19 protein-coding genes and 9 tRNA genes are annotated in these 23,029 nt (G+C 45.2%); 3 read left to right on the top strand and 25 right to left on the bottom strand.

Annotated features, from left to right (window positions below):
* Window position 1: 1 nt before the first annotated feature.
* The 4 genes from ABHN01_RS06180 to proS all read right to left on the bottom strand — a co-directional run bounded on the left by ABHN01_RS06180 (window position 2) and on the right by proS (window position 4,601).
* Entirely contained in the window at window positions 2-457 is a 456-nt protein-coding gene (locus ABHN01_RS06180; RefSeq protein WP_429874836.1) for a MarR family winged helix-turn-helix transcriptional regulator, read from the bottom strand.
* A gap of 189 nt (window positions 458-646) precedes the next feature.
* A complete protein-coding gene (gene putP / locus ABHN01_RS06175; protein WP_429874835.1) occupies window positions 647-2,113 on the bottom strand; it encodes a sodium/proline symporter PutP in 1,467 nt (488 codons plus the stop codon).
* A 178-nt stretch (window positions 2,114-2,291) separates the two neighbouring features.
* The gene (locus ABHN01_RS06170) at window positions 2,292-2,735 is read right to left on the bottom strand and encodes a DMT family transporter (protein ID WP_429874834.1); all 444 of its coding nucleotides are present in this window, start codon (window positions 2,733-2,735) and stop codon (window positions 2,292-2,294) included.
* A 429-nt stretch (window positions 2,736-3,164) separates the two neighbouring features.
* The gene (proS, locus tag ABHN01_RS06165) at window positions 3,165-4,601 is read right to left on the bottom strand and encodes a proline--tRNA ligase (RefSeq protein WP_429874833.1); all 1,437 of its coding nucleotides are present in this window, start codon (window positions 4,599-4,601) and stop codon (window positions 3,165-3,167) included.
* 431 nt (window positions 4,602-5,032) lie between these two features.
* Between proS and ABHN01_RS06160 the strand changes: the two genes are divergently transcribed.
* Window positions 5,033-6,109, top strand: a complete 1,077-nt coding sequence (locus tag ABHN01_RS06160) for an FUSC family protein (protein WP_429874832.1) — start codon at window positions 5,033-5,035, stop codon at window positions 6,107-6,109.
* A 37-nt stretch (window positions 6,110-6,146) separates the two neighbouring features.
* Here the strand turns inward: ABHN01_RS06160 and ABHN01_RS06155 are convergent, their stop codons facing one another.
* From ABHN01_RS06155 to ABHN01_RS06135, 5 genes are all read right to left on the bottom strand, one after another.
* Complete coding sequence (locus ABHN01_RS06155; RefSeq protein ID WP_429874831.1) at window positions 6,147-7,313, bottom strand: mannitol-1-phosphate 5-dehydrogenase; 1,167 nt, start codon at window positions 7,311-7,313, stop codon at window positions 6,147-6,149.
* Window positions 7,313-7,747 (bottom strand): PTS sugar transporter subunit IIA, encoded by a 435-nt coding sequence (locus ABHN01_RS06150; protein ID WP_429874830.1) that lies wholly within the window; start codon window positions 7,745-7,747, stop codon window positions 7,313-7,315. The genes ABHN01_RS06155 and ABHN01_RS06150 overlap by 1 nt, the downstream gene beginning before the upstream one ends.
* A gap of 1 nt (window position 7,748) precedes the next feature.
* Complete coding sequence (locus ABHN01_RS06145; RefSeq protein ID WP_429874829.1) at window positions 7,749-9,869, bottom strand: BglG family transcription antiterminator; 2,121 nt, start codon at window positions 9,867-9,869, stop codon at window positions 7,749-7,751.
* A 171-nt stretch (window positions 9,870-10,040) separates the two neighbouring features.
* On the bottom strand, window positions 10,041-11,846 hold the full coding sequence (locus tag ABHN01_RS06140; protein ID WP_429874828.1) for a PTS mannitol-specific transporter subunit IIBC: 1,806 nt from the start codon (window positions 11,844-11,846) through the stop codon (window positions 10,041-10,043).
* Between the two features lie 201 nt (window positions 11,847-12,047).
* On the bottom strand, window positions 12,048-12,677 hold the full coding sequence (locus ABHN01_RS06135; protein WP_429874827.1) for a YczE/YyaS/YitT family protein: 630 nt from the start codon (window positions 12,675-12,677) through the stop codon (window positions 12,048-12,050).
* A gap of 117 nt (window positions 12,678-12,794) precedes the next feature.
* Between ABHN01_RS06135 and ABHN01_RS06130 the strand changes: the two genes are divergently transcribed.
* Window positions 12,795-12,995, top strand: a complete 201-nt coding sequence (locus ABHN01_RS06130) for a hypothetical protein (RefSeq protein WP_429874826.1) — start codon at window positions 12,795-12,797, stop codon at window positions 12,993-12,995.
* A gap of 175 nt (window positions 12,996-13,170) precedes the next feature.
* Here ABHN01_RS06130 and glmS read toward each other — a convergent pair whose 3' ends face one another.
* From glmS to sigW, 6 genes are all read right to left on the bottom strand, one after another.
* Entirely contained in the window at window positions 13,171-14,973 is a 1,803-nt protein-coding gene (gene glmS / locus ABHN01_RS06125; protein ID WP_429874825.1) for a glutamine--fructose-6-phosphate transaminase (isomerizing), read from the bottom strand.
* Between the two features lie 463 nt (window positions 14,974-15,436).
* The gene (glmM, locus tag ABHN01_RS06120; RefSeq protein WP_429874824.1) at window positions 15,437-16,777 is read right to left on the bottom strand and encodes a phosphoglucosamine mutase; all 1,341 of its coding nucleotides are present in this window, start codon (window positions 16,775-16,777) and stop codon (window positions 15,437-15,439) included.
* A gap of 3 nt (window positions 16,778-16,780) precedes the next feature.
* Complete coding sequence (locus ABHN01_RS06115; RefSeq protein WP_429874823.1) at window positions 16,781-18,202, bottom strand: CdaR family protein; 1,422 nt, start codon at window positions 18,200-18,202, stop codon at window positions 16,781-16,783.
* Window positions 18,186-19,016, bottom strand: a complete 831-nt coding sequence (gene cdaA / locus ABHN01_RS06110; RefSeq protein WP_429874868.1) for a diadenylate cyclase CdaA — start codon at window positions 19,014-19,016, stop codon at window positions 18,186-18,188. Before cdaA ends, ABHN01_RS06115 begins: the two co-directional genes overlap by 17 nt.
* 227 nt (window positions 19,017-19,243) lie before the next feature.
* On the bottom strand, window positions 19,244-19,861 hold the full coding sequence (locus tag ABHN01_RS06105) for an anti-sigma factor family protein (RefSeq protein WP_429874822.1): 618 nt from the start codon (window positions 19,859-19,861) through the stop codon (window positions 19,244-19,246).
* 6 nt (window positions 19,862-19,867) lie between these two features.
* Window positions 19,868-20,443 (bottom strand): RNA polymerase sigma factor SigW, encoded by a 576-nt coding sequence (gene sigW / locus ABHN01_RS06100; protein ID WP_429874821.1) that lies wholly within the window; start codon window positions 20,441-20,443, stop codon window positions 19,868-19,870.
* Window positions 20,444-20,654: 211 nt separating this feature from the next.
* Between sigW and ABHN01_RS06095 the strand changes: the two genes are divergently transcribed.
* Complete coding sequence (locus tag ABHN01_RS06095) at window positions 20,655-20,822, top strand: aspartyl-phosphate phosphatase Spo0E family protein (RefSeq protein ID WP_290402192.1); 168 nt, start codon at window positions 20,655-20,657, stop codon at window positions 20,820-20,822.
* Between the two features lie 30 nt (window positions 20,823-20,852).
* On the opposite strand, the gene rocF is transcribed toward ABHN01_RS06095, so the two are convergent.
* The 10 genes from rocF to ABHN01_RS06045 all read right to left on the bottom strand — a co-directional run bounded on the left by rocF (window position 20,853) and on the right by ABHN01_RS06045 (window position 22,963).
* Entirely contained in the window at window positions 20,853-21,755 is a 903-nt protein-coding gene (gene rocF, locus ABHN01_RS06090) for an arginase (protein WP_429874820.1), read from the bottom strand.
* A gap of 245 nt (window positions 21,756-22,000) precedes the next feature.
* Window positions 22,001-22,076 (bottom strand) — tRNA-Ala (locus tag ABHN01_RS06085).
* A gap of 4 nt (window positions 22,077-22,080) precedes the next feature.
* Window positions 22,081-22,154, bottom strand: a tRNA-Gly gene (locus tag ABHN01_RS06080).
* 58 nt (window positions 22,155-22,212) lie between these two features.
* Window positions 22,213-22,288, bottom strand: a tRNA-Lys gene (locus ABHN01_RS06075).
* 141 nt (window positions 22,289-22,429) lie between these two features.
* Window positions 22,430-22,513 (bottom strand) — tRNA-Tyr (locus tag ABHN01_RS06070).
* 38 nt (window positions 22,514-22,551) lie between these two features.
* A tRNA-Thr gene (locus ABHN01_RS06065) sits at window positions 22,552-22,627 on the bottom strand.
* A 20-nt stretch (window positions 22,628-22,647) separates the two neighbouring features.
* Window positions 22,648-22,723 (bottom strand) — tRNA-Val (locus tag ABHN01_RS06060).
* Between the two features lie 10 nt (window positions 22,724-22,733).
* A tRNA-Glu gene (locus ABHN01_RS06055) sits at window positions 22,734-22,808 on the bottom strand.
* Between the two features lie 3 nt (window positions 22,809-22,811).
* Window positions 22,812-22,887 (bottom strand) — tRNA-Thr (locus ABHN01_RS06050).
* A 1-nt stretch (window position 22,888) separates the two neighbouring features.
* Window positions 22,889-22,963, bottom strand: a tRNA-Asn gene (locus ABHN01_RS06045).
* Between the last annotated feature and the right edge of the window lie 66 nt (window positions 22,964-23,029).

Below are 23,029 nucleotides of genomic sequence, written 5' to 3'. Positions count from 1 at the left end.
TCTATTTCTCCTCTCCTGCTCCCTCGTTCGAGACAGACGCCAGTTTTTCATACAGCTTCAGGAATGTTTCGATCTCTTCTTCGGAGAATATTTTCAGGTAAGGAGAGACCACCTCAAACACCTTTTCATCGGCCCATTGAAAAACCTTTTCCCCTTCTTCTGTCAGCCTTAAATAAACAATCCTTCGATCCTTTTCATCTCGGTCGCGATGAATGTACCCCTTTTCATTAAGCCTCGTTACGATGGCTGTGATCGCACTCTTATTGACGCAGAAGGCTTCCGCCAGTTCTGTCGTCGTGCAGGATCCAAATCGCTTAATATAGCTCAGTGTCATCTGCTGATCGATCGTTAGGACATCCTGTAGCTTTTCTTTTACGAGAGAACCAAACCTTTTGTTCACGGTAAATGAAGACGCTTCATATCTGCCAAATATGGTTTGCCATTTTCCAACATCCATTCTATTCACCCGTTTTCCGTCTTAGACTAATAACTAGTTCAAGAGTTGAACTGTTCACGATGATAACTATATGACAGAATAGAGCTCTGGTCAAGTATGCTGAAAACTGAAGTTCGATTTGAGCAGGACAATACTTCAACGCTCAATAAAAAAAAACCGCCCTGCAGACAGGACGGTCCATAAAAATGTTTATGCAATATTTTGTGCTTCCGTAAATTCAGATTCGATCTCAGCCGACGGTTTAGCTGTCATCAAGCTGACTGCGACGATAACGGCGGAGCAAACGATGAAGCCTGGAATAATCTCGTAAACTGCTTCAAATGCCTTGATCTGCTCCCAGATAATAACGGTCAGAGTTCCAGAAAGCATGCCATAAAAGGCTCCCCATTTCGTCATCCGCTTCCAGTACAGGCTTAATAGCACAACTGGCCCGAATGCTGCTCCAAATCCGGCCCACGCATATCCAACGAGATTAAGAATGGTTTTATTCGGATTGAGAGCAAGGACCAAAGCGATCACTGAGATCGCCAATACAGAAAGGCGTCCAACCAACACTAGTTCTTTGTCTGAAGCTGACCGCTTAAAGAACGCTTTGTAAAAGTCTTCTGTGACAGCACTTGATGTGACAAGCAGCTGTGAGGAGATCGTACTCATGACCGCTGCTAAAATAGCAGCCAGCAGGAATCCGGTAATGAGCGGATGAAAAAGCACATCGGATAAGACGATAAATACGGTTTCTGCTTTTTTTTCACCAAGCGATCCACCGTTCAGATTGAAATAGGCAATACCAACCAGACCTGTGAACATCGCTCCACCTATGGAGAAAATCATCCACCCCATACCGATCCTTCGGGCGCTTTTCATCTGTTTAACAGATGAAATGGCCATGAACCGGACGATAATATGAGGCTGTCCAAAATACCCAAGACCCCAGGCTAGAAGAGAAATGATTCCGATCAGGCTTGTCCCTTTAAAGGCGTCAAGCAATTTCGGATCGATCGATTGAATTTCTGAAAAAGTCGGCCCTGCTCCGCCAATTTCAAAGATGGTTACAACCGGAACGAGGATTAACGCAACAAACATGATCGTTCCTTGAACAAAATCCGTCCAGCTGACGGCCAGAAAACCGCCAAACAGCGTATACACAACGACCACACTGGCTGTCAGCCAAATTCCCCACGTGTAATCGAGATTGAATGCCGTCTTAAAAAGCTCTCCTCCTGAAACCATTCCAGATGAAGTATAAAACGTAAAGAAAATTAATATGACTATTGCTGATGTAATTCTTAAAATTCGGGATGTATCTTTGAACCGGTTCTCAAAATAATCCGGTATAGTGATGGAATTATTCGCGATTTCCGTGTACGTTCGCAGACGCGGTGCAACAAACAGCCAGTTTAAATAGGCACCCGCTGTTAAACCAACGACGATCCACCCTGCACTTAAGCCGGACACATACATTGCTCCCGGAAGGCCCATGAGCAGCCAGCCGCTCATATCAGATGCCCCCGCACTCAGTGCCGTGACAGCAGGCCCCAGATCCCTGCCTCCCAGCATATAATCGGATAAGTTCGCTGTTCTGCGGTAAGCAAACCAGCCGATCAGCAGCATCCCGGCCATATAAATGCCGATGGACACGAGTACCCCATATTCCATTGTTTCTCCCCCTTTATCCCCTTTTCCACTTCTCTCTGTTAACGCTTACAGTCGCAAGCAAGTTTCGATATTTTTCAGCTTTAGGCTTGATATTTTCGTGACTGAAAAATAACTCTACTTAAAAATTTATCACAGCAATAATGTTTAAACAATGCTTTTATTTAGTCACCATTTGTGTTTAATGCTTGTCCGAGAAGACAAAATAGAGGCCCGCAAACATCAGCACGAGTCCGATCATCCTTTTATACGTAAAATGGAAAGGTGCGTTGCCAAACCAACCAAAATGGTCAATGATCACACTCATGATCAGCTGGCCAATGATGACAGCCGTAATGGCACTCGTTACTCCAATCTTCGGTACAGCCAAAATAACAATAAAAACATAGATCGCCCCAAGGATGCCTCCGATCAGATTCCACTTCGGCACGTTCCCTACCGTACTGAGGCTTCCGTGTCCCCAGATCATCATAAAAATAAGGAGCATTACGGTTCCCGTAAAAAAGGAAACGAAAGCACCTTCGATCGACCCTATCTTCTTTCCAAGCGTTCCGTTGACAGCAGCCTGCATGCTTTGCCCCATACCGGAAAACAAAGCAAGCAGGAGAACGATCACCTTAGCCATAGCATTCTCCCCTAGCATGTATTTTTATTAATATCGCATATGTACATTACTGTTAGCTTTTCTTTCCAACAAAAAACACCACACATGAGGTGGTGTTTCATTATTAATCTGGCTTGAAAATATAGTCGACAAGTTCTTGAAACCCACTTACATTGTCAGTCAACAGGAACACCGGAAGAAGTAAAATGGCGAAGAGCACGAGAAGATTAGATCCTATTACGCGAACAACTATCTTTTTAAAAGTATTCATTGTTCTCACTTCCTTTTCAATGATTATAACGCCTGTCGCCTAAACAGTCAAAATATTTCGTAAAGTATTTTTGATGGATATCTGTAGTGTATTGAGCTGCCCTGACTTCTAGAAGCAATTTGTTTCAACTGTCATTCATTACATACCTTTTAATTTTAGATAGAAACCAAAGGAAGGCATCAGTACGCTTTTGCCCAATAGACAAGCTGCTCCGCTTCCTTTCCGCAGCATACGCATGTTTTGGAAATTTCCTCCTTCTCAAAAGGCATGCACCGGGAAGTGGCGCCAGTTTCTTCTTTTATTTGATCCTCACACTGCCGTTCGCCGCACCACATCGCTTTAATAAAACCAGGATTCGACTCCAGCACCTGTTTGAACTCATCCATTGTGCGGGCAATGGTCGTTTTTTCCTGGCAATGTGCCTTCGCTTTTTGCAGCAGGCTCTTTTGAATGTCTTCCAGCAGAAACGGAATATGTGTCTCCAGCTCCTCAAGGGAAAGAACGATCTTCTCTCCTGTATCCCTGCGGACCGCAACCGCCTGCTTTTTTTCGATATCCTTTGGACCGATCTCAATTCGAAGCGGTACGCCCTTCATTTCATGCTCACTGAATTTCCAGCCCGGCGACTTATCGCTCTCGTCAATTCCTGCTCTTACTTTTCTGTTCAGCCGGTCTTTAAGCTCATGGGCCTTGTCGAGCACCCCTTCTTTATGCTGAGCGATCGGGATGACCATCACTTGGACCGGTGCAATCTTTGGAGGGAGAACAAGCCCTCTGTTGTCTCCGTGGACCATGATCAATGCTCCGATCAGACGAGTTGTGATTCCCCAGGAGGTTTGGTGTACATGCTGATGTTTTCCTTGCTTATCGGTATATTGAATGCCAAACGCCTCCGCAAATCCGCTCCCCAGGTGATGGGAGGTTCCAGTCTGTAGTGCTTTACCATCATGCATCAGGCTTTCGATTGTCAGCGTGAATTTCGCTCCGGCAAACTTTTCCTTGTCTGTTTTCCTGCCGCGGAGAACAGGAACTGCTAAGTGCTCTTCACATACGTCGGCATACACTTCAAGCATCCTGCGGGTTTCCTCTCCCGCCTCTTCATCTGTCGCATGGCACGTGTGCCCTTCCTGCCAAAGAAATTCAAGTGATCGCAGGAATGGGCGTGTCGTTTTTTCCCATCGCACAACATTCCCCCACTGGTTATACAGTTTTGGAAGGTCGCGGTACGAATGGATGATGTTGGCATAATGCTCACAGAAGAGTACCTCTGAAGTCGGACGAACGCAGAGGCGTTCAGCAAGCTTCTCCTCTCCGCCATGTGTGACCCAGGCTACCTCGGGTGCGAAACCTTCAATATGATCTTTTTCTTTTTGAAGCAGGCTCTCTGGAATGAACAACGGAAGATAGACATTCTCATGACCGGTTTCCTTAATTTGGCGGTCGAGTTCCTTTTGGATGTGTTCCCAGATCGCATATCCGTATGGACGGATGATCATCGATCCTCTGACACTTGAATAATCGACGAGATCCGCTTTTCGGACGACGTCCGTGTACCATTGTGCGAAATCATCTTCCATGGCTGTAATTTCTTCTACCAGCTTTTTTTCTTTAGCCATCACTTTATCTTCCTTTCTATTGTAAAACCTGTAAAAAGAGCGCAAAAAAACCGATCCAACAAAAAGGATCGGGTATTGGTGGTACCACCCTGTTTTTTTCTGAAAGAAAAATAACATTCCATTCCCTTTTCCTCAGAAATTCGTTGTTTTTTCCTTAAAGAAATGGTTGCTTTCCTGGAGAAAATTGATGTTTTTTCCTAGGGGAAAAACCCCCATTCTACTAATCCTTTTCAACGTTTTTTCGATCTAAGATTAAGAAATAATATATTCATTTTTCTGGAAAAAGTCAAGCGCCGCTGTAGAACAATGATGGACTGCATCAAACATCGAGCAGGAAGGTTATACTGTATACAAATAAGGCTGCTGAAAGGTTTCAGCTTCAGCCGTTTTGGAAAAAGAATAATAAGATGATGTTAGAAAGGAAATCGCCAGTGAGAAAAGGATTGGAAGTCTTCTTACGTCTTGGACTGACGTTACAAGTAATGAAAACAGCAATCGCCGCAGCAATCAGCTGGATGGTTTCCTCCCATTTATCACAAAATGACTATCCATTTTTTGCTCCGATGGCAGCTGTCCTGACGATGCAGGTCACGATTGCCGGATCGATGGAAAAAGCCATCTACAGGGTCAGCGGTGTGATCGGCGGCGTAATCATCAGTATGCTGATCGGATACTTTTTAAAATTGAACGCTGGTTCCATTCTTCTTGTCGTATTGATCGGGATGGCGGTGACGACCGCCTTCAAAATGCCGGCTCAGGTCACCTCCCAGGTTTCTGTAAGTTCAATCCTTGTTCTAGCCTTTGGTCAGGGTTATGCTCTCAGCCGTATTATTGAAACGATCATCGGCTCTGCGATCGCTGTACTGACCAATGCTCTGCTTGTACCGCCAAACACCATACCCGCCGCAGAAGAGCTGCTCTTAAAGTTATCTAAAAAGGCATCCATCACATTAAAAGATCTTGTTCTTCTATGGGACCGGTCGCTTTCTCAACGCCGGGAGATCCAGCAGGAGGTAAAAGAACTGACAGAACAGAACGAAAAGGGGATTGAAGCTGTCGTTCTTGCCAGACAGAATCTCCGATTTACCCCTTTCTTTACGAAACGGCGCATCCGGCTGGAACACCTGGAAACCGGAATAAAGCATCTCAATCATATTACACTGCAGATCCGCGGCATCGCCCGCGGGATACGTGATCTGGTCATGAGTCTTGATGACCATGTCGCCTCTGAAGAAATGACGCAGTTGAATTTAGCCATTAAGCATACGTCAGCCTGTGTGGCTCATTACGGAAAGACGGTCATTGATCCATCTGCTGAAAATTTGTTAAAACTCATCTCCAGTATAAAGGAAGCACAGGAAATTCAGTCTCATTGCCTCGTAATCCTGAAGCGTTACGAGTCACTGACGATCCTTAGGGATGTCGGGGCGATTCTTACCGATTTAAACCGGATCCTAGAAGAGACTGGCGGGCAAACAATCGTGAGTACCGGAAGGGTGTTTAAATAAAAAGAGAGAGGTCCCCTGCAAGGGATCTCTCTTTTTTTTACTTCCTCATGGAGGCAGATTTTAATTGTTCGTACTGCTCCATTACCGCTTCAGACAGGGCGGAACCGGCTTCAATGCCGGTAAACTCTTCAATTGCCTGTTCCATTCCTTTTTCATGAATTGTTTCCTGTATCTTTACTGCTTCTGGATCTTCCTTATAATCATAAAGAAGAGCTGAAGCAATGACTCTTGTTAACGTAACTGGAATATCGCCTGTAAGCTCAAGAAATTGAATGGCAGGGCTGATGAGCCGGTCTGCATGTCCGAGCTTACGGATTGGAGAACGTCCAACTCTCGTTACCTCGTCCGTGATATAGGGATTCACAAAACGATGCACAATTTTTTCGATATACTGTTGATGTTCATCTGGGGCAAAGGCATATTTACTGACGAGCATGCGTCCTGTTTCCTGCAGGGTTTGCTGGATCAGCGCTTTGATTTCTCCGTTGTTCATCGCTTCATCGATGGTTCTCATGCCGGCTTGATATCCGATATAGGCAGCAGCAGCATGGCCGGTGTTCACCGTGAACAGCTTTCGTTCAATATATGGTTTCAAATCCTGTACATATGTGATGCCTTCCACCTCTGGCCTTTTGCCGATGATTTTCGTCTCATCGACAGCCCACTCATAGAAGGGTTCAACTTTAACCATCAGTTTATCTTCATTGGACTGATTGGGGACGATGCGGTCGACCGCTGCATCCGGAAATCCAAAGCGGGATTCAAACAGCGGCTTCTCGTTCTCTTCCAATTTCTCAAACACTTTTTCTTTTAACAGCGTACTTCCGCCGATCATATTTTCACAGGCGATAATATTTAAAGGCGCATCACTTTTTTCTATCCTTTTTCGCAGTCCTTCCGCAATGGAGCCAGCGATAAACGGAAGAATGTTCGGCCCTACTGCAGCCGTTACGAGGTCAGCCTTTGCGATAAGCTCAACCACCTGTTCTGGATCGTTTCCGCTGTTCACCGCCGAAACATTCCTGATGATGAGCTCTTCCTGGCTTTCATCTGCATGCACAACAGCATACTGATTCTTTTCATTCAATAAATCTACGAGCTCCTGGTTCACGTCTACAAATACCGTTTCATAGCCTGACTGAAACAATAGATTGCCAATAAATCCCCTGCCGATGTTACCCGCTCCAAAATGTACAGCCAGCATTAGATTTCACCTTCAAAGTAAGCCAGGATCTCTTCTTTGGAAGAGGCATTTACGATTCCCAGGACGTTATCTTCTTCAGAACAAACAATAGCAATTTTCGAAAGGATCTCCAAATGCTCGTCTCCTTTTCCTGCAATACCGATGAGCAGTTTCACTTCATTCCCTGGCCCAAATTCCACTCCGTCCGGCACTTGGATAATAGCGATCCCTGATTCTTTGACCGATTGCTTCGCATCCTCTGTTCCATGCGGAATGGCCACAAAATTCCCCATATACGTTGAGGTCAGCTGCTCTCTTTCCAGCATTTTTTCAATATATTGCGGTTCCACATATCCATTTTCCACTAACAGGCCTCCGGTTAAACGGATCGCATTGTCCTTGCTGTCCACTTCCGCATTTAATAGGATGTTATCTTTCGTTAGCACTGATGTCATATTATCCTCTCCTTAATTCTGTTAGTTTCTCTTTATAAAACTGATCAAGCTTATCTGCCAGATAGGATGATATTTTCTTTTCATCCTTTGATTCGAACAGGGCAATGCTCTGTTCATTCTCAATAATGATGGAGCTTATAAAGCTCAGCACCTTCAGCCCCTGGCTTGAATAATCGCTTGGAGCGAGCAGAAGGAGCATACTGTCAGCTTCAATGACGGTCTGATCCATGGCGGGTACCGTAACAGCATCCTCCAGGCTATAGATGGTGAAGGAAGGTTTCACAATCTGTTCACTCCGTGCATGGTAAAGGACAAGTGCGGTATTCGGTATCCCAAGGCCTCCCAGCTTCTCTCGTTCAAACAGTGCAGCTGCCACCTGCTCGCCGCTTTGCAGGACACCTTCGGCTGCTAAGTCTTCGCATGCTTCCTCAAGGATGCTTTGAACCTTAGCCGGACCATTGACTCGTGCCAGTTTGAATCCTTTCAGCACATCCACAATGGCATCCGTATACTTCTTGATCCCTTCCAGCCCTTCCAGAAGCTGTTTAGGGTCCTGTTCCCTCTTATTGGTTTCCTGCAGGACCGGGCGTTTCCCTTCCGGCTGTGCTCCGGCACCTTCTGCAATGTATTGCTTCACCTTCTGAATCTCTTCCTGAGAAGGAATGGGGCTGAGAACAATATAGGGCCGGTGGTAATCCGGCAGATGAATGGTAGAAATGACAAGGTCAAACTCGTCCGGGTTCATCTTGTTCAGTTCAAAAACAGATACATTTTTCAGTTCCTTTAATTCAGGTACTTCCCGTTTCAGTCTGGTCGCAAGCATCTTAGACGTGCCGATTCCGGTAGAACAGATGATCAATGCTTTTAGCCCTGCCTCATGGCGGCCTGTCATCAAAGCGGCACCAAAGTGCATAACAAGGTAGGCTACTTCCTCATCAGGAACATGCAGATCATGAAATATAGCGGCTGTGCCGTCCCGTACGATATGAAACAGCTCTTCGTAATCCTTTTTAATCTTGGGCATGAGCGGATTGGAGATCCCCATGTTTTGCTTGATCCGGTACAGCGCCGGTTTTAAATGAGTGACAAGCCCCTGAAACAGGGGAGCGTTTTCTAAAAGATCCGTACCGGTTTGCTCGCTCACATACATGATCAGGCTTTTCGCTTTTATAGCGGTTTGAAAACTGGATTCTTCAAGCAAATATTCCTTGTCTCGCCGCAGCTTCGCCCCTTGCAGATGCATGGTGATATAGCCGACCTCTGCTTCAGGTATGTCCGCATGAAAAACTTTCTTCAGCTTTTCGATGATTTTCTCTGCAGCCTTAAATTCTGGTGTCAGCTTTAATGTCTCAAGAAAAGCCTCATCCATATTGATGTTCTCCCCCTGCAAAATCCGTTCGATCGCCAGTGTGAGATGGACGACCAAGCCGATATATGCACTGTCCGCGATCGGATAGGGGAGCTCCTCATTCACTTCTTCAATTGCTTTCTCTACCATTAAGAGCCTGTTCTTTTCCACCAATCCCAATAAACGTTCCGATATGGAATCCGTCGTATGAAGTGATTTTTTCTGAATGTTTTCTTTCACGAGTGACAAAAATTCGGTTTCGTTAAGATTTTGGGCGATGATCTGGCTCATTGCTCTTCGTTTTGCTTTTTCATCTCCAGTGATCTCTACCCCATATCCCCTTTTCCTGACAAGGTTCAGATCAAACTCGGACAACCTGCTTTCCAGCTTGGTTAAATCATTGCTGATCGTAGCGATCGTCACGTTTAAATCATGTGCCAACGAGACAAGCTTAACCGGCTCCTTTGCCTCCAGAAGGGAGCAGAAAATCATCGTCTGCCGTTCTTCAGGTGTGTACTCGTTATAAGACAAATGAAACAACGAAAGCTTCAGGTCTTCCATCCGTCCCTCTTCACCGGCGATCTGTATGCCTACTCCTGATTTTTTGATAAGCTCCAAATCAAACTTTTTCAGTGTATGTTCAAGTTCCTTCAGATCACGGTGGATCGTCCGGGTGCTCACATCAATTTCATCCGCAAGATCCTTGACCGTGATTTCTTCTTTTTTAGATAATAAGATTTCAACTATTAGCCTCTCTCTTGCAGATATATACATGTTCTTTCACTCCAGGTTACTGACAATATTTAATTTGTATACCCTTAATGCAATCATAAATCCCAGCTGGCCCACATTACAACGAAATAAAAAGCTGATTTCGTCATGATCATTGTTGCCATGATTTAAAAAGAATAGAAAAGTCCGATTCCTGGGAACCGGACTTTTCGTTTACTGCAAGCTTTTTGCTGCTTTCAACTTCTCAAGCAGTTCCTCATATTTCGGTGAGTTTAAAAAATTCTCCACTGAAATATGTGTTGCGCCCGGTAGTTTAGCCTTTGCACGATCAGTTAAGTCTTTGTGTGTGATGACCACGTCTGCATCAGCTGGCAGATTGGTAATCGAAGTATTGGAAACGGAGACATCAAGCCCCGCTTTTTGAACTTTATTCTTTAAAATAGAAGCGCCCATCGCACTTGAACCCATACCTGCGTCACACGCAAAAATAATTTTTGAAACGTCTTCATACTCGTTCTTTGCATCCTGCGTACCTTCAGCCACGGCAGGTGCTGCTGTTCCTTTGCTCTCTACTAACTCATTCAGCAGCTTTTCGTATTTGGGACTGTTTAAGAAATTTTCTACTGAAATATGTTCAGCGTTCGGCAGTTTTGCTTTTGCCCGGTCGGTTAAATCTTTGTGCGTGATGACGATGTCTGCATCAGCCGGTAAATTCGTTATCGATGTATTGGAAACCGATACATCCAGCCCTGCTTTTCGCGCTTTATTCTTTAAGATCGATGCGCCCATCGCACTTGAACCCATGCCTGCGTCACAAGCAAAAATGATCTTTTCAACGTTTGCACGGCTCTTTTCTGCAGCAGGTGTTTTTTGAATTTCAGTTTCTTGCGGTGCTTTCGGCTGAACAAGAGATGAAGCACGGCTTTCTTTTCCTTTAAGCGCAGATGTTTTTTCCGCTGCTTTTGTTAAGTCGTCTTCATCCGTTTGTTTGGAAGATTTTAAGATGACTGAAGAAATCAAGAAGGATACGGCTGTCGCTATTAAAACACCAGAGATGATGCCAAGATAGTTCCCTCTCGGTGTCATCGCAATAAGAGCAAAGATACTGCCTGGTGATGGAGCCGCTACCAATCCTGCATCAAACAGCAAGAAGGTAAATACCCCGGATGCACCGCCTCCGATTACCGCTAAAAGCAGGAGCGGACGCATTAGGATATACGGGAAGTAGATTTCATGAATCCCACCTAAGAAATGGATGATAGCCGCCCCTGGTGCCGTTTGTTTGGACATTCCTTTCCCGAAAAGAATATAAGCCAATAAGATACCGAGACCCGGTCCCGGATTCGATTCGAGCAAGAAAAGAATGGATTTTCCTGCTTTAGAGGCTTGCTCGATTCCGAGCGGACTTAAGATTCCATGGTTGATCGCGTTGTTTAAGAATAATACTTTTGCCGGTTCGATAAAGATGCTGGCTAAAGGAAGCAAGTGGGCATCCACAATCGCCTGAACCCCTGCAGCCAATGTTTTATTTAACGTTAATACAACCGGCCCGATTCCTTTATAGGCGATGGTGGTTAGAATTGCGGCAATAATCCCTGCGGAAAAGTTATTTACGAGCATCTCGAAACCGGATCTCACTTTTCCTTCTAGCAATTTGTCAAACTTCTTAATGGCATATCCGCCGAGTGGCCCCATGATCATGGCACCTAACAGCATTGGAATGTCAGCCCCGACAATAACCCCCATCGTTGCTGTCGCACCGACGACCCCGCCTCGCAGATCATAAACAATTCGTCCGCCGGAAAACCCGATCAGCAGCGGCAGCAAGTAGGTGATCATCGGGCCAACCAGTTTTGCCATATCTTCATTCGGAAGCCATCCTGTTGGGATGAATAGGGCAGTAATCAGCCCCCAGGCGATAAATGCCCCAATGTTCGGCATGATCATTCCGCTTAAATGACTGCCAAACCGCTGTATTCTTACTTTAACGCCTGTCTTTGATTGTTCAGAATTCGCCATATCTATCGTAACCCCTTTCTAAATGGTACTGTTCGATATTTCTATAGGTCTTATGCTCTAATAATAAAGCGTTTACACACCATTCTTCAATTTAAAGAAAAGGGTATTTTGTCATGAAACTTGTTGTCATCACTAAAACAAAAAAACTGCCCTCCTTAAATTCGGTTGGCAGCTCTTTATTTATTCTTTTGATTCGCCAGCCTAAGCTTTAAATGTTTCCCGCAGGTTCTCATGATTCATGGTCGTGGTTTCAAACGAAAAAAGACGGAAGACCAGTTGAACGAACACTCCAAGCCCAAACGCTGTCACCACTGTTCCCATCCCTAGCGGACCTCCCAGCAGCCAACCAACAAGTGCAATGGAACATTCGAGTGAAGATCGGCAGACCCCAATGGGAAGACCGGTGCGCCTGCGGATCGAGACCATGAGTGAATCACGCGGCCCCGCTCCAAAACCGGAGCTTATGTAAAAATAACTGCCCAGTGCTGTGGTGAACAACCCGAGCATCAGCATGCCCAAGCCGCTGGGCCAGCCCAATGCCATCGGCAGTATATCGGTCCATAAAATGAAGTCCATGAATAATCCAATCAAAGTCATATTGGCCAAGGTGCCGATTCCAATTTTCTCTTTCAGAAGGATGATCAATCCAACAATAACCACACTGACTAGAACGGTGGCTTGCCCGATGGTCAATGGCAGAAAGTTGGTTAACCCTGCTTGAAACACTTCCCAAGGACCAAAGCCTAAATTGGCTTTCATAACGAGCACCGAGCCTAACGCAAATAAAAAAAGACCAGACAGAAGCCGTAAGATTCGCAGTGATTTTTTCATCTCTTTGTGTCCATTCCCCTTCTCCAGATAAGATGCCTTTTTATTTCCAAGCGATTCCATCCTTATGTTACCATAAAAATATTTACTTTAAGTATACTCTAATAGGAGGTGTGTAAATTGACCAGAGCACTTTTACATATCAATAGAGTTTTACTTGGTTTAATTTTCCTTATTGCAGGTGTGAACGGATATTTTGTTATCGTGGGGTTGGACCCTTTTATCGAAACAAGTCCTGAAGCAATGGATATGTTCACCTCTGGCCCTTTCGATGTTATCCCCGATCATTGCGAACATATTCTTACTTCATTTGTTTGTTGATCATTCTTTACTTGCTTTAGCGGTTATACTTGTCATTCTTCATTGTTTTATGTTGTTTATATACAGGAAAAATTTTACCAGCATCTTTAAAAAAAACCGCTCCCATAACCGGTTCATCTAAGCATTCAAAAAAAGACCGCTCCCTGGGGAGCAGTCTTTTTTGAAGGTTTTCTAATTATTCTACTGTTACACTTTTCGCAAGGTTACGCGGCTTATCGACATCGCAATCGCGGTGAAGCGCTGCATAGTAAGCCAACAATTGAAGCGGTACTACCGATACGAGCGGAGTAAGGTACTCATGTACTTCTGGAAGTACGATGCGGTCTCCTTCATCCTTCGTTGCTTCTGTACTGATCACGCAAGTGTCAGCGCCTCGGGCTGCTACTTCTTTCACGTTTCCGCGGATGCTCAAGTTTACATGTTCTTGAGTCGCTAGAGCGATAACAGGAGTGCCTTCTTCAATCAAAGCGATCGTACCGTGCTTCAATTCTCCTCCTGCAAAGCCTTCTGCCTGTATATAAGAGATTTCTTTAAGCTTAAGAGAACCTTCTAAGCAAACAAAGTAATCAACGGCACGGCCGATAAAGAAAGCATTGCGTGTAACGGAAAGGTATTCTTGTGCTACGCGTTCCATTGTTTCTTTTTGGTCGGTTAATGTTTCCATTGCGTTTGCCACGATCGCAAGTTCTTGAAGCGGGTTGAAATCCAACTCGATGCCTTGAGCACGTGCAGTGTCCACAGCGAGGATCGCAAGGACAGCAATTTGGGCAGTATAAGCTTTTGTTGACGCAACGGCAATTTCAGGTCCTGCATAAAGGTGGAGCGTGTGATCCGCTTCCCTTGAAAGGGTCGAGCCAGGAACGTTGGTAATCGTCAACGCTTTGTGGCCGAGCCTTTTCACTTCTACCAATACGGCACGGCTGTCTGCTGTTTCACCGGATTGAGAAATAAAGATAAACAATGGCTTCTTGGAAAGAAGCGGCATGTTATATACGAATTCACTGGCAATGTGAACCTCTACAGGAATATTCGCCATGTTTTCGATCAGCTGTTTCCCGACAAGTCCTGCATTATAGCTCGTTCCGCAAGCCACGATATAGATGCGGTCAGCATCTTTCATCGCTCCGCGAATGTCATCATCCAGTTTAAGATTGCCTTCTTCGTTTTGGTACTGTTTGATGATGTTACGGATAACAAACGGCTGCTCATCGATTTCTTTGAGCATATAGTGCGGGTATGTTCCCTTTTCAATGTCACTTGCATCGAGTTCAGCTGTGTATGGGCTGCGCGCTACTTCTTTGCCTTCTAATGTTTTAATGGTATAAGTGTCACGAGTGACGATTACGATTTCCTCATCCATTAGTTCAACATATTGGTCTGTTTGAGAGATCATTGCCATAGCATCACTTGCAACAACGTTGAATCCTTCTCCAACACCGACCAACAGCGGGCTTTTATTTTTCCCAACATAGATGGTGTCTGAATCTTGGTTATCGACTAACGCGATCGCGTAGGAACCTTTGATGACAGAGAGTGCGTGGCGGAATGCTTCTTCCACGTTCTCTCCTTCGTTAACAAACTTTTCGATAAGCTGTACAACAACTTCTGTATCTGTATCACTTGCGAATTCAACATTCGGCAAGTATTCTCGTTTAACGTTTTCGTAGTTCTCGATTACACCATTATGCACAAGCGTGAAACGCTCTGCAGCGCTTTGGTGAGGGTGAGAGTTAACCTTGCTTGGCGCTCCGTGTGTTGCCCAACGGGTATGTCCGATCCCCATTGATGTTTCGACGGAAGGGTCAACGATCTCGCGCAATACGGCGATTCTTCCTTTTTCTTTAAACACTTGAACGCCGTCGTTGTCGACAACAGCAATACCTGCTGAGTCATAACCGCGATACTCCAACTTTTCAAGTCCGCGAAGCAAGATTTCTTTTGCATCCTTATTTCCTACATAACCTACAATTCCGCACATTTAATTTATCCTCCCTTGGGTCAGGTCAAGCCTAAAACGGCTGAAGCCTGCCTCTGTAACAGGGGGACTGTGAGCGGGGCTCACAGCCCCACCTATGTTTCGTTTAGTTTTATTAGCCACTGCTTTTAATTTTGTCAGGAAGTCGCCTTGCCTGTTTTATTTAAAAGCTTACGAAAGTGACTGGTTCCGAGAGGCATCCGCCGAAAATCGATGAACCTCTTCCTCGTCAACTATTTTCTCCCGTCCGAAAATAGTTCAGGCGCTAAGTAACTAAGTTGACCGCTCTATCCACCTTCCCATTTCGAAGTAAATTCAAACCTAATGATATCTTGTTTCAATTGCATCGTCAATTGGTTGCTAAGCAGCTTAATAAATATTTAATAAAATATGCATAAGCGAACCAGCCGGTGATTCACTTATGCATAGGTTTCGTGCCTATCTTCAGGAATGAGGGTGCCTTTGTCTAGACAAGTTCCGCCTTGACAACATCAGCGATCTGATCTGCATAGATTTGGCATTGTTCTTTCGTTGGCGCCTCGACCATCACACGCACTAACGGTTCCGTTCCCGATGGACGGACAAGGACACGCCCGTTTCCGTTCATTTCTGCTTCAACCTTGTCGATGGCTGATTGAATCGTTGTATTGCCTTCGAGCTTCGTTTTATCAGCCACTCGAACGTTAATCAGAAGCTGCGGGAACTTTTTCATTTCATCCGCAAGCTCAGACAAAGGCTTCTTCGATTGCTGAACGATGCTTGCTAATTGAATGGCGGAAAGCATTCCGTCTCCTGTTGTTGTATGATCCAGGAAGATGATGTGCCCCGACTGCTCACCGCCCAGATTATAACCGCTCTTTCGCATTTCTTCCATCACATATCGGTCTCCGACAGCGGTCTGTACCGATGTAACTGCTTTTTCTTCCAACCCTTTATAGAATCCAAGGTTGCTCATTACAGTGGAAACGATCGTATCATTCTTAAGCCTGCCCTGTTCTTTAAGGTAGCTGGCACAAATAAACATGATCTGGTCGCCATCCACGATGTTCCCTTTTTCATCGATCGCAATCAGACGGTCTCCGTCCCCGTCAAAAGCCAGACCCATGTCTGCGCCTTTTTCTTTGACCAGTTCCGCCAATTTTTCTGGGTGAGTAGAGCCGACGCCATCGTTAATATTTAAACCGTTAGGGCTGGTACCCATCGTTGAAATATCAGCTTCCAGGTCAGCAAACAGATGCGGAGCCAGTGAAGAAGTGGCACCGTGGGCACAATCCAGCGCGATGTGCATGCCTGAGAAATCTCCCGGCACGGTTTGTTTTAAATATTGAAGGTATTTTTGTCCGCCTTCAAAATAGTCTCCCACTGATCCGATATCGCCGCCTGAAGGCCGCGGAAGCTCGTCTTTCTCTTGATCCAGCAATGCTTCAATTTCCGCTTCCTGCTCGTCTAAAAGCTTGAAGCCATCCGCACCGAAAAACTTAATTCCATTGTCAGCAACAGGGTTGTGGGATGCCGAGATCATGATACCTGCCTGTGCTCCCAGTGCTTTTGTCAGGAAAGCTACACCCGGTGTGGAGATGACGCCTAATCGCAATACTTCAGCTCCCGTAGATAAAAGGCCCGCCACTAATGCTCCTTCCAGCATGTGACCAGATATTCGCGTATCTCTGCCGATCAGCACTTTGGGTTTTTTGGTTTCTTTGGTTAATACATATCCTCCAAACCGGCCAAGTTTAAAAGCTAATTCTGGTGTCAGCTCTGTATTGGCAACTCCTCTTACCCCGTCTGTTCCAAAGTATTTTCCCATGATTTAATTCTCTCCTTCAGTAATTGATTCGGTACGATTGGATTTCCCCTCAGCCTTCGATTGAGTAAAGGCTTGGTTATCGTTCGGCTTGCCCGTTGTATTGCCTTCATTTCCGCTATCGCCGTTGTTATCTCCGCTTTCGGATGTGGATTGGTCGGTCGTTTGATCCGAGTCGGTACTGGATTGTATGGCTTCGATCTTAATTTTCGCCGTCGTAAACTCCTTTTTCATTTGCAGGTTCTTGGAGTTTGAAACCTTGATAGAAACGGTATGCTCCCCAGACTCAAGCTTGCTGACATCAATATATGCGGAAATGTCAGAAGCCGCCAGTGCATCGACTGCTTTTTTGCTTCCTGTAATGGTCACATCCATTGTTCCGTTCGGAGGGGATATGAAGGAAGCTTGCTGTTCAGGAGTGTCTCCCCTCATGTCGATAGGGATATCCTTAAACGTCTTTGTTTTAATGTCATTCTCCACATCTACTTTTACTTGTACTTGTTTTGGATTTACAGATTCCGTGCCCTCGGGAAGAGGCACATCGACGTCGATCGTTGAATCTTCTTTAATCTTGTCTAGATCTACGTTCACACCGCTTACTTCACTGACTTTATCCAGAGCAGACGATGGTCCTGTCAACGTAACTTCCTGCGGGTTCATCGTTATGCCGGCAAGGGTAAGCCCGTCTGGAAGACTGCCCTTTTCATCGAGAGTCAGCGGCACCGTTTTACTTGGTTTAGAAATAGGGACCGTCACATTGACTGACTTTGGATCAATCAGTACGTCCAGCAGATTTCCTTGACTGTCGTAAGCACGCAGAGGCAGCCTTGATTCCAACTTATCCTTGGCGTTTGAAACATCCACTGATGCCCGAACGCTCGCGATATCGCCAATATAATCTTCTGGGCCGGTTACATACACACTTCTTGGCGAGTAACTGAGCTTTCCGGTTTCATAACCCTCCGGCAGCTTGTTCTTGTTCTTGATATCCACCGAAATTGGAATCTGTTTTGTTTGTTTCCGGTGAAGCGTTACTTCCACTTCCCTCGGCGATGGGACGGCTTTTAAATTTTCCGGCACATTTCTAATTTTTACAGGAACCTTTTTTGTACCAGGCCCCATTTTTGTAAGATCAATATAAACTTCCATCCGGCGATCTACTTTTAATGCTTTCGTCATCAGGTTGGATGAACCTGTCAGCTTAACATCCACTGATCGGGGCAAATCTGTCAGTACATACTTATTTTCATCAAAATAAGGAGTAATTGCAACCCCGCTTACCGTCTCACTTGTTTTGGACACGGAATTAAACAGCGATTGACGGTCCGATTGCTCCTGAGTTTCCATGGATAAAACAGTGTAAAGCATCAGTGCGAGGAGAAAGGCAATAATTTTTACAAACCAGTTGCTCTTAAGGAGTTTGTCCATTTTTCTTCCCCCTCCAGTTCCAACGTGATGAGGAAGAATTCCTGCTCGACAGCAGTAATTCTGCATTCAATAAAGTTTTTAGCATTTCCTCATTCAAGTTACGGTGAATTTCTCCATTCTTTGTAACGGATATGCCGCCTGTTTCCTCAGAAACAACGACGGTGATGGCATCTGTCACTTCACTGACACCGATGGCAGCTCTGTGCCTCGTGCCAAGTTCTTTCGATACAAACGGGCTTTCGGTCAACGGTAAAAAGCAGCCGGCTGCCACGACCTCATCCTGTCTTAAAATAACTGCTCCGTCGTGCAGAGGGGTGTTTGGCACAAAGATGTTAGTCAACAGTTCAGAAGACAGCTTTGAATGAATAGGGATGCCCGTTTCCACATAATCGGTAAGACCCGTCTCCCTCTCAAATGACATAATCGCCCCAATGCGGCGCTTCGCCATATAGCTTGTGGATTTTACAATCGCATTGATTGAATTTTCCATTTCCTCTTCATCAGCCAATCCCGTTCGGGAAAACAGCTTTCCCCGTCCAAGCTGTTCCAGCGCCCGTCTCAATTCAGGCTGGAAAATAATAATGATGGCCAATAATCCATATGTAATGGCTTTATCCATCAGCCAGCTCATGGTCCGCAGCTCAAAGAAACTGCTCGCCAGCCACACAGCTACAATGATTACAATCCCTTTAAGCAGCTGCACCGCCTTAGTTCCTCTAATCAGCATGATTAATTTATAGAAAACATAGGTAACCAGCAAGATGTCTACAATCTGGCTGATATAGTTACCTAAACTAAAACTTCCAACAGACAACATGACATCACTCCACTTCAGGGAACTACTCTTATAATGTTAATGTAGTGCAACAATGATCATAATTATTCGGTATCCCTTATTATAGCATATCCCAACCGCTCCGCTGAAAGCTGGAGGCTGGCTGGCCGGCTGGGTTTAGCTGTTTCATGAAGTCCCGAAAAAGTAAAAAGCCGTCCCTCATTAGGCGGCTTTATAAGATCTTCATATTAGTTCGATGCTAAATATTATTTTTGTTCCTTTCCTGTAAAGAACGTTTTAAGTTTATACCAGATCCATTCCACAACTTGGTGGATTTCCTGGCTGTCACCTGTGATCTGTCCTGCAGACGCCATATATTTTTTCCCTTTGATGACGACGACATCGCCATCTACCTTACCTTCTACTCTCACATCACCATTTTCCACGACAAGATCCCCCTTAACCGTCTTTCCTTTAGGGACAATGACCGTATGCGTGGATGGCTTGATCTGAACTTCGTCTGAGCCGGAAACGACAGACAACTCATTTCCCGTACTCCAATTCGCCATGACTGAACCGAACATTAAAATTAAGAACACGGCAGCGGCTGTCAGGACCGGATATCGCCTGATCCATTGAGCCGGCATCCTTTTCTTTTTCACAGCAGGGAGCTTCTTCATGACGTTCTCAGTAAAATGATCAGGAGCAACCACCGGCGCAGACTCCTTCATATCAGAAATGATCTCTTTCAGAGCATAATAGTGGGCTCTGCAGGCTTCACACACCTCCAGATGAAGGTTGAGCTCTTTCAGCTCCAGCTCTGTTATGTCACCATCCAGTGCTTTATCAATCAGGCTCATATATTGTTCTGTATCACATAACATTCGTGTTCACCTCAATTCTGCAACCTTTTTATACACCTTTTTCAACGCTTCCCTACCCCGATGGATCCGTGTTTTGACGGTCGGAACGGGCAAATCCATAACAGAGCTGATCTCTTCAAGCGAAAGATCCTCGACATATTTAAGCAGAATGGCTGTCCTGTACTTTTCAGGAAGTTTCATGATTTCCTGCTGGAGATGATCCCTCTTTTCTTTTTCCTCGACTTCCTCTTCCGGAAGAGGATCGGCTCCAGCCACCTGACTGTACAGCGTAGCTCCTTCAGTTCCTGGAATCTCTGCATCCATCGAGTAATCCGGTTTCTTCTTCCGCAGTTTATCAATACACAAATTTGTGGCGATGCGATACAGCCACGTTGAAAACTTATAGCTTCCGCTGTATTTATCAATGTTGATGTAGGCACGGACAAATGCTTCCTGAGCAAGATCCTCCGCCTCATGGCTGTCACCGACCATTCGGTAGCACAGCCGGTAGATCTTATCTTTATAGATTTCAACCAGGCCTTCAAATGCTTCCTGGTCTCCTGATTTCACCTGGGAAACCAGATTATTAATTAATGACTCCATTTCAATTTTCCACCACCAGTTGCGGTTCGTATTTTTCTACGTTTAGTATTCAAAAAAGTTTCAAATTCCATAAAAAATAAAGCAATTTTTATTTTAGCATGAAACATGACACGCATAGGGAAAAGTTTTCTACAAAATTTAGAAAACAAGTTTTATTTTGGATAATAGAGGGAATAGTGGGATTAAAGATCTTTTTAAGGAGCGTGTACTAATGGACCGCAATATTCTGCTGAGAGAAATTGAAGTTTCGCGCAAAAAAATGAATGAAATGTCCAAATTTATGCCATTAATCGCTGACGAAATTGTTGAAATCAGCCAACATATAGATGCCCTATTAAATGAATTCCAAAAAGCCAACGTAAAAAACAGCTACTCATAATAAATTGAGCAGCTGTTTTTATATTATCGATTATAATAATTTTTCACCAAACAATGACCCCATCAGCGCGACCGCCACAGTCGCTGTCTTGTTTCGTTCATCCAGAATGGGGTTAACCTCAACAAACTCAGCAGAAGTGATGATTTGAGACTCAGCCAGCATTTCCATCGCCAAGTGGCTCTCCCTGTAGCTGATGCCGCCAAGAACAGGCGTGCCTACGCCTGGGGCATCACTCGGATCGAGCCCATCAAGGTCAAGGCTTAAGTGCACCCCGTCTGTTTTCTTGGAAAGGTACTCAATGGTCTCTTCCATGACCTTTGTCATGCCGATTCGATCGATTTCGTGCATGGTATATACTTTAATTCCGCGATCTTTAATTAACTCTTTCTCACCCTCGTCCAAAGAACGGGCACCGATGATCACGATGTTTTCAGGCTTCACTTTGTCTGCATATCCCCCAATACCCGTTAAGGATTCGTGCCCGATTCCTAAACTGGCTGCAAGAGGCATACCATGAATGTTGCCGCTTGGTGAAGTATCAGCTGTGTTCAAATCTCCATGAGCATCATACCAGATCACACCAAGATTATTATAATGTTGGGCAATACCAGCAAGGGATCCGATCGCGATGCTGTGATCTCCTCCAAGAACAAGCGGGAATCGATTTTCCGAAATCACATTGGAAACCGTCTCAGCCAGCTTCTCACTGGCGGTTGCCACCTCTTCAAGATTCTTAAGATTCGTTTCGATTGTTTCTTCGATTGTTCCTGGGCGGGCAATCTGAATATCTCCAAAATCTTTAACGCTATAATCAATATTTTCTAAACGTTCCACGATCCCTGCATATCGAATGGCACTTGGCCCCATGTCTACCCCGCGTCTCGTTTGCCCTAGATCCATTGGTACTCCGATAATGGTAATGTCCTTCTTCATCCTGTAGTAGCCTCCCCTTATGCTGCGTTTCAAAATTCTATAAATTCATTGTAGCCTGTCTATTCCGGTTGGTTCAACTGGACAGAATTTTGCATAGATATACCGTTTCGTAAGCGCTTTCCATAGGGGCAATGGATATTTATTAGGCCAAAGGGACTGTCACCATCAGAGCCCAAGGGATTTAAGGTTTTTGTAAAATAAAAAAAGCCCTTAGACATTCGTCTAAGGACAGTGCTTATTATGTATGGTGGAGCCTAGCGGGATCGAACCGCTGACCTCCTGCGTGCAAGGCAGGCGCTCTCCCAGCTGAGCTAAGGCCCCATATTGGAGCGGGTGATGAGAATCGAACTCACGACCAGAGCTTGGAAGGCTCTTGTTTTACCACTAAACTACACCCGCATGTTTAACTTATTATTCTTTATTGCCACTGATCTCTTCTTTTATTCAGAAGTTCAAATGGTGAGCCATGAAGGACTCGAACCTTCGACCCTCTGATTAAAAGTCAGATGCTCTACCGACTGAGCTAATGGCTCGTATTGTAATTTTGACCGTCGGTTCCCTGTCTCTTCCTCTAAAGGTTAAAGCAAGACGTGTATCCGTCGAGACAACTCGCTGTTTAATCACGACGCCAAGTTCGTGACTGTGAGCTAATGTGTAAAATCTTTAAAGATAGATGGTGGAGGGGGACGGATTCGAACCGCCGAACCCAAAGGAGCGGATTTACAGTCCGCCGCGTTTAGCCACTTCGCTACCCCTCCACATAAAAAAAAGCTTCAGGTATTGCTATTGAAAATAGTGGTGCCGGCTAGAGGACTTGAACCCCCAACCTACTGATTACAAGTCAGTTGCTCTACCAATTGAGCTAAACCGGCCTGCCGTTGGAATTAAAGAATGGTGGAGGATGACGGGTTCGAACCGCCGACCCCCTGCTTGTAAGGCAGGTGCTCTCCCAGCTGAGCTAATCCTCCGTATTATAAATGGTGACCCGTACGGGATTCGAACCCGTGTTACCGCCGTGAAAGGGCGGTGTCTTAACCGCTTGACCAACGGGCCGACTGGAGCTTCCAACCGGGCTCGAACCGGTGACCTCTTCCTTACCATGGAAGCACTCTACCTACTGAGCTATGGAAGCATGGCTCCACAGGTAGGACTCGAACCTACGACCGATCGGTTAACAGCCGATAGCTCTACCACTGAGCTACTGTGGAATAATGATAAATTAGAGATCCACATACGAGTTTGTTTGAAATGATAGCCTGGCAACGTCCTACTCT

This window comes from Fictibacillus sp. NRS-1165 (assembly GCF_050468105.1).
Classification (GTDB): domain Bacteria; phylum Bacillota; class Bacilli; order Bacillales; family Fictibacillaceae; genus Fictibacillus_C; species Fictibacillus_C terrinigri.
Note: the sequence above shows the minus strand (reverse complement) of the source record. Positions and strands in the feature narration are given on the sequence as shown.

Coding starts and splice junctions, on each gene's coding strand:
- ABHN01_RS06115 (WP_429874823.1), bottom strand. CDS start 18,202: ATGGACAAACTCCTTAAGAGCAACTGGTTTGTAAAAATTATTGCCTTT.
- rocF (WP_429874820.1), bottom strand. CDS start 21,755: ATGAAGAAGGACATTACCATTATCGGAGTACCAATGGATCTAGGGCAA.
- proS (WP_429874833.1), bottom strand. CDS start 4,601: ATGGCTAAAGAAAAAAAGCTGGTAGAAGAAATTACAGCCATGGAAGAT.
- ABHN01_RS06135 (WP_429874827.1), bottom strand. CDS start 12,677: ATGAAAAAATCACTGCGAATCTTACGGCTTCTGTCTGGTCTTTTTTTA.
- ABHN01_RS06105 (WP_429874822.1), bottom strand. CDS start 19,861: ATGTTATGTGATACAGAACAATATATGAGCCTGATTGATAAAGCACTG.
- ABHN01_RS06145 (WP_429874829.1), bottom strand. CDS start 9,869: ATGTATATATCTGCAAGAGAGAGGCTAATAGTTGAAATCTTATTATCT.
- glmM (WP_429874824.1), bottom strand. CDS start 16,777: ATGGGAAAATACTTTGGAACAGACGGGGTAAGAGGAGTTGCCAATACA.
- ABHN01_RS06180 (WP_429874836.1), bottom strand. CDS start 457: ATGGATGTTGGAAAATGGCAAACCATATTTGGCAGATATGAAGCGTCT.
- ABHN01_RS06170 (WP_429874834.1), bottom strand. CDS start 2,735: ATGGCTAAGGTGATCGTTCTCCTGCTTGCTTTGTTTTCCGGTATGGGG.
- ABHN01_RS06150 (WP_429874830.1), bottom strand. CDS start 7,747: ATGACATCAGTGCTAACGAAAGATAACATCCTATTAAATGCGGAAGTG.
- glmS (WP_429874825.1), bottom strand. CDS start 14,973: ATGTGCGGAATTGTAGGTTATGTAGGAAATAAGGATGCAAAAGAAATC.
- sigW (WP_429874821.1), bottom strand. CDS start 20,443: ATGGAGTCATTAATTAATAATCTGGTTTCCCAGGTGAAATCAGGAGAC.
- putP (WP_429874835.1), bottom strand. CDS start 2,113: ATGGAATATGGGGTACTCGTGTCCATCGGCATTTATATGGCCGGGATG.
- ABHN01_RS06155 (WP_429874831.1), bottom strand. CDS start 7,313: ATGCTGGCTGTACATTTTGGAGCGGGTAACATCGGCAGGGGATTTATT.
- ABHN01_RS06095 (WP_290402192.1), top strand. CDS start 20,655: ATGGACCGCAATATTCTGCTGAGAGAAATTGAAGTTTCGCGCAAAAAA.
- ABHN01_RS06140 (WP_429874828.1), bottom strand. CDS start 11,846: ATGGCGAATTCTGAACAATCAAAGACAGGCGTTAAAGTAAGAATACAG.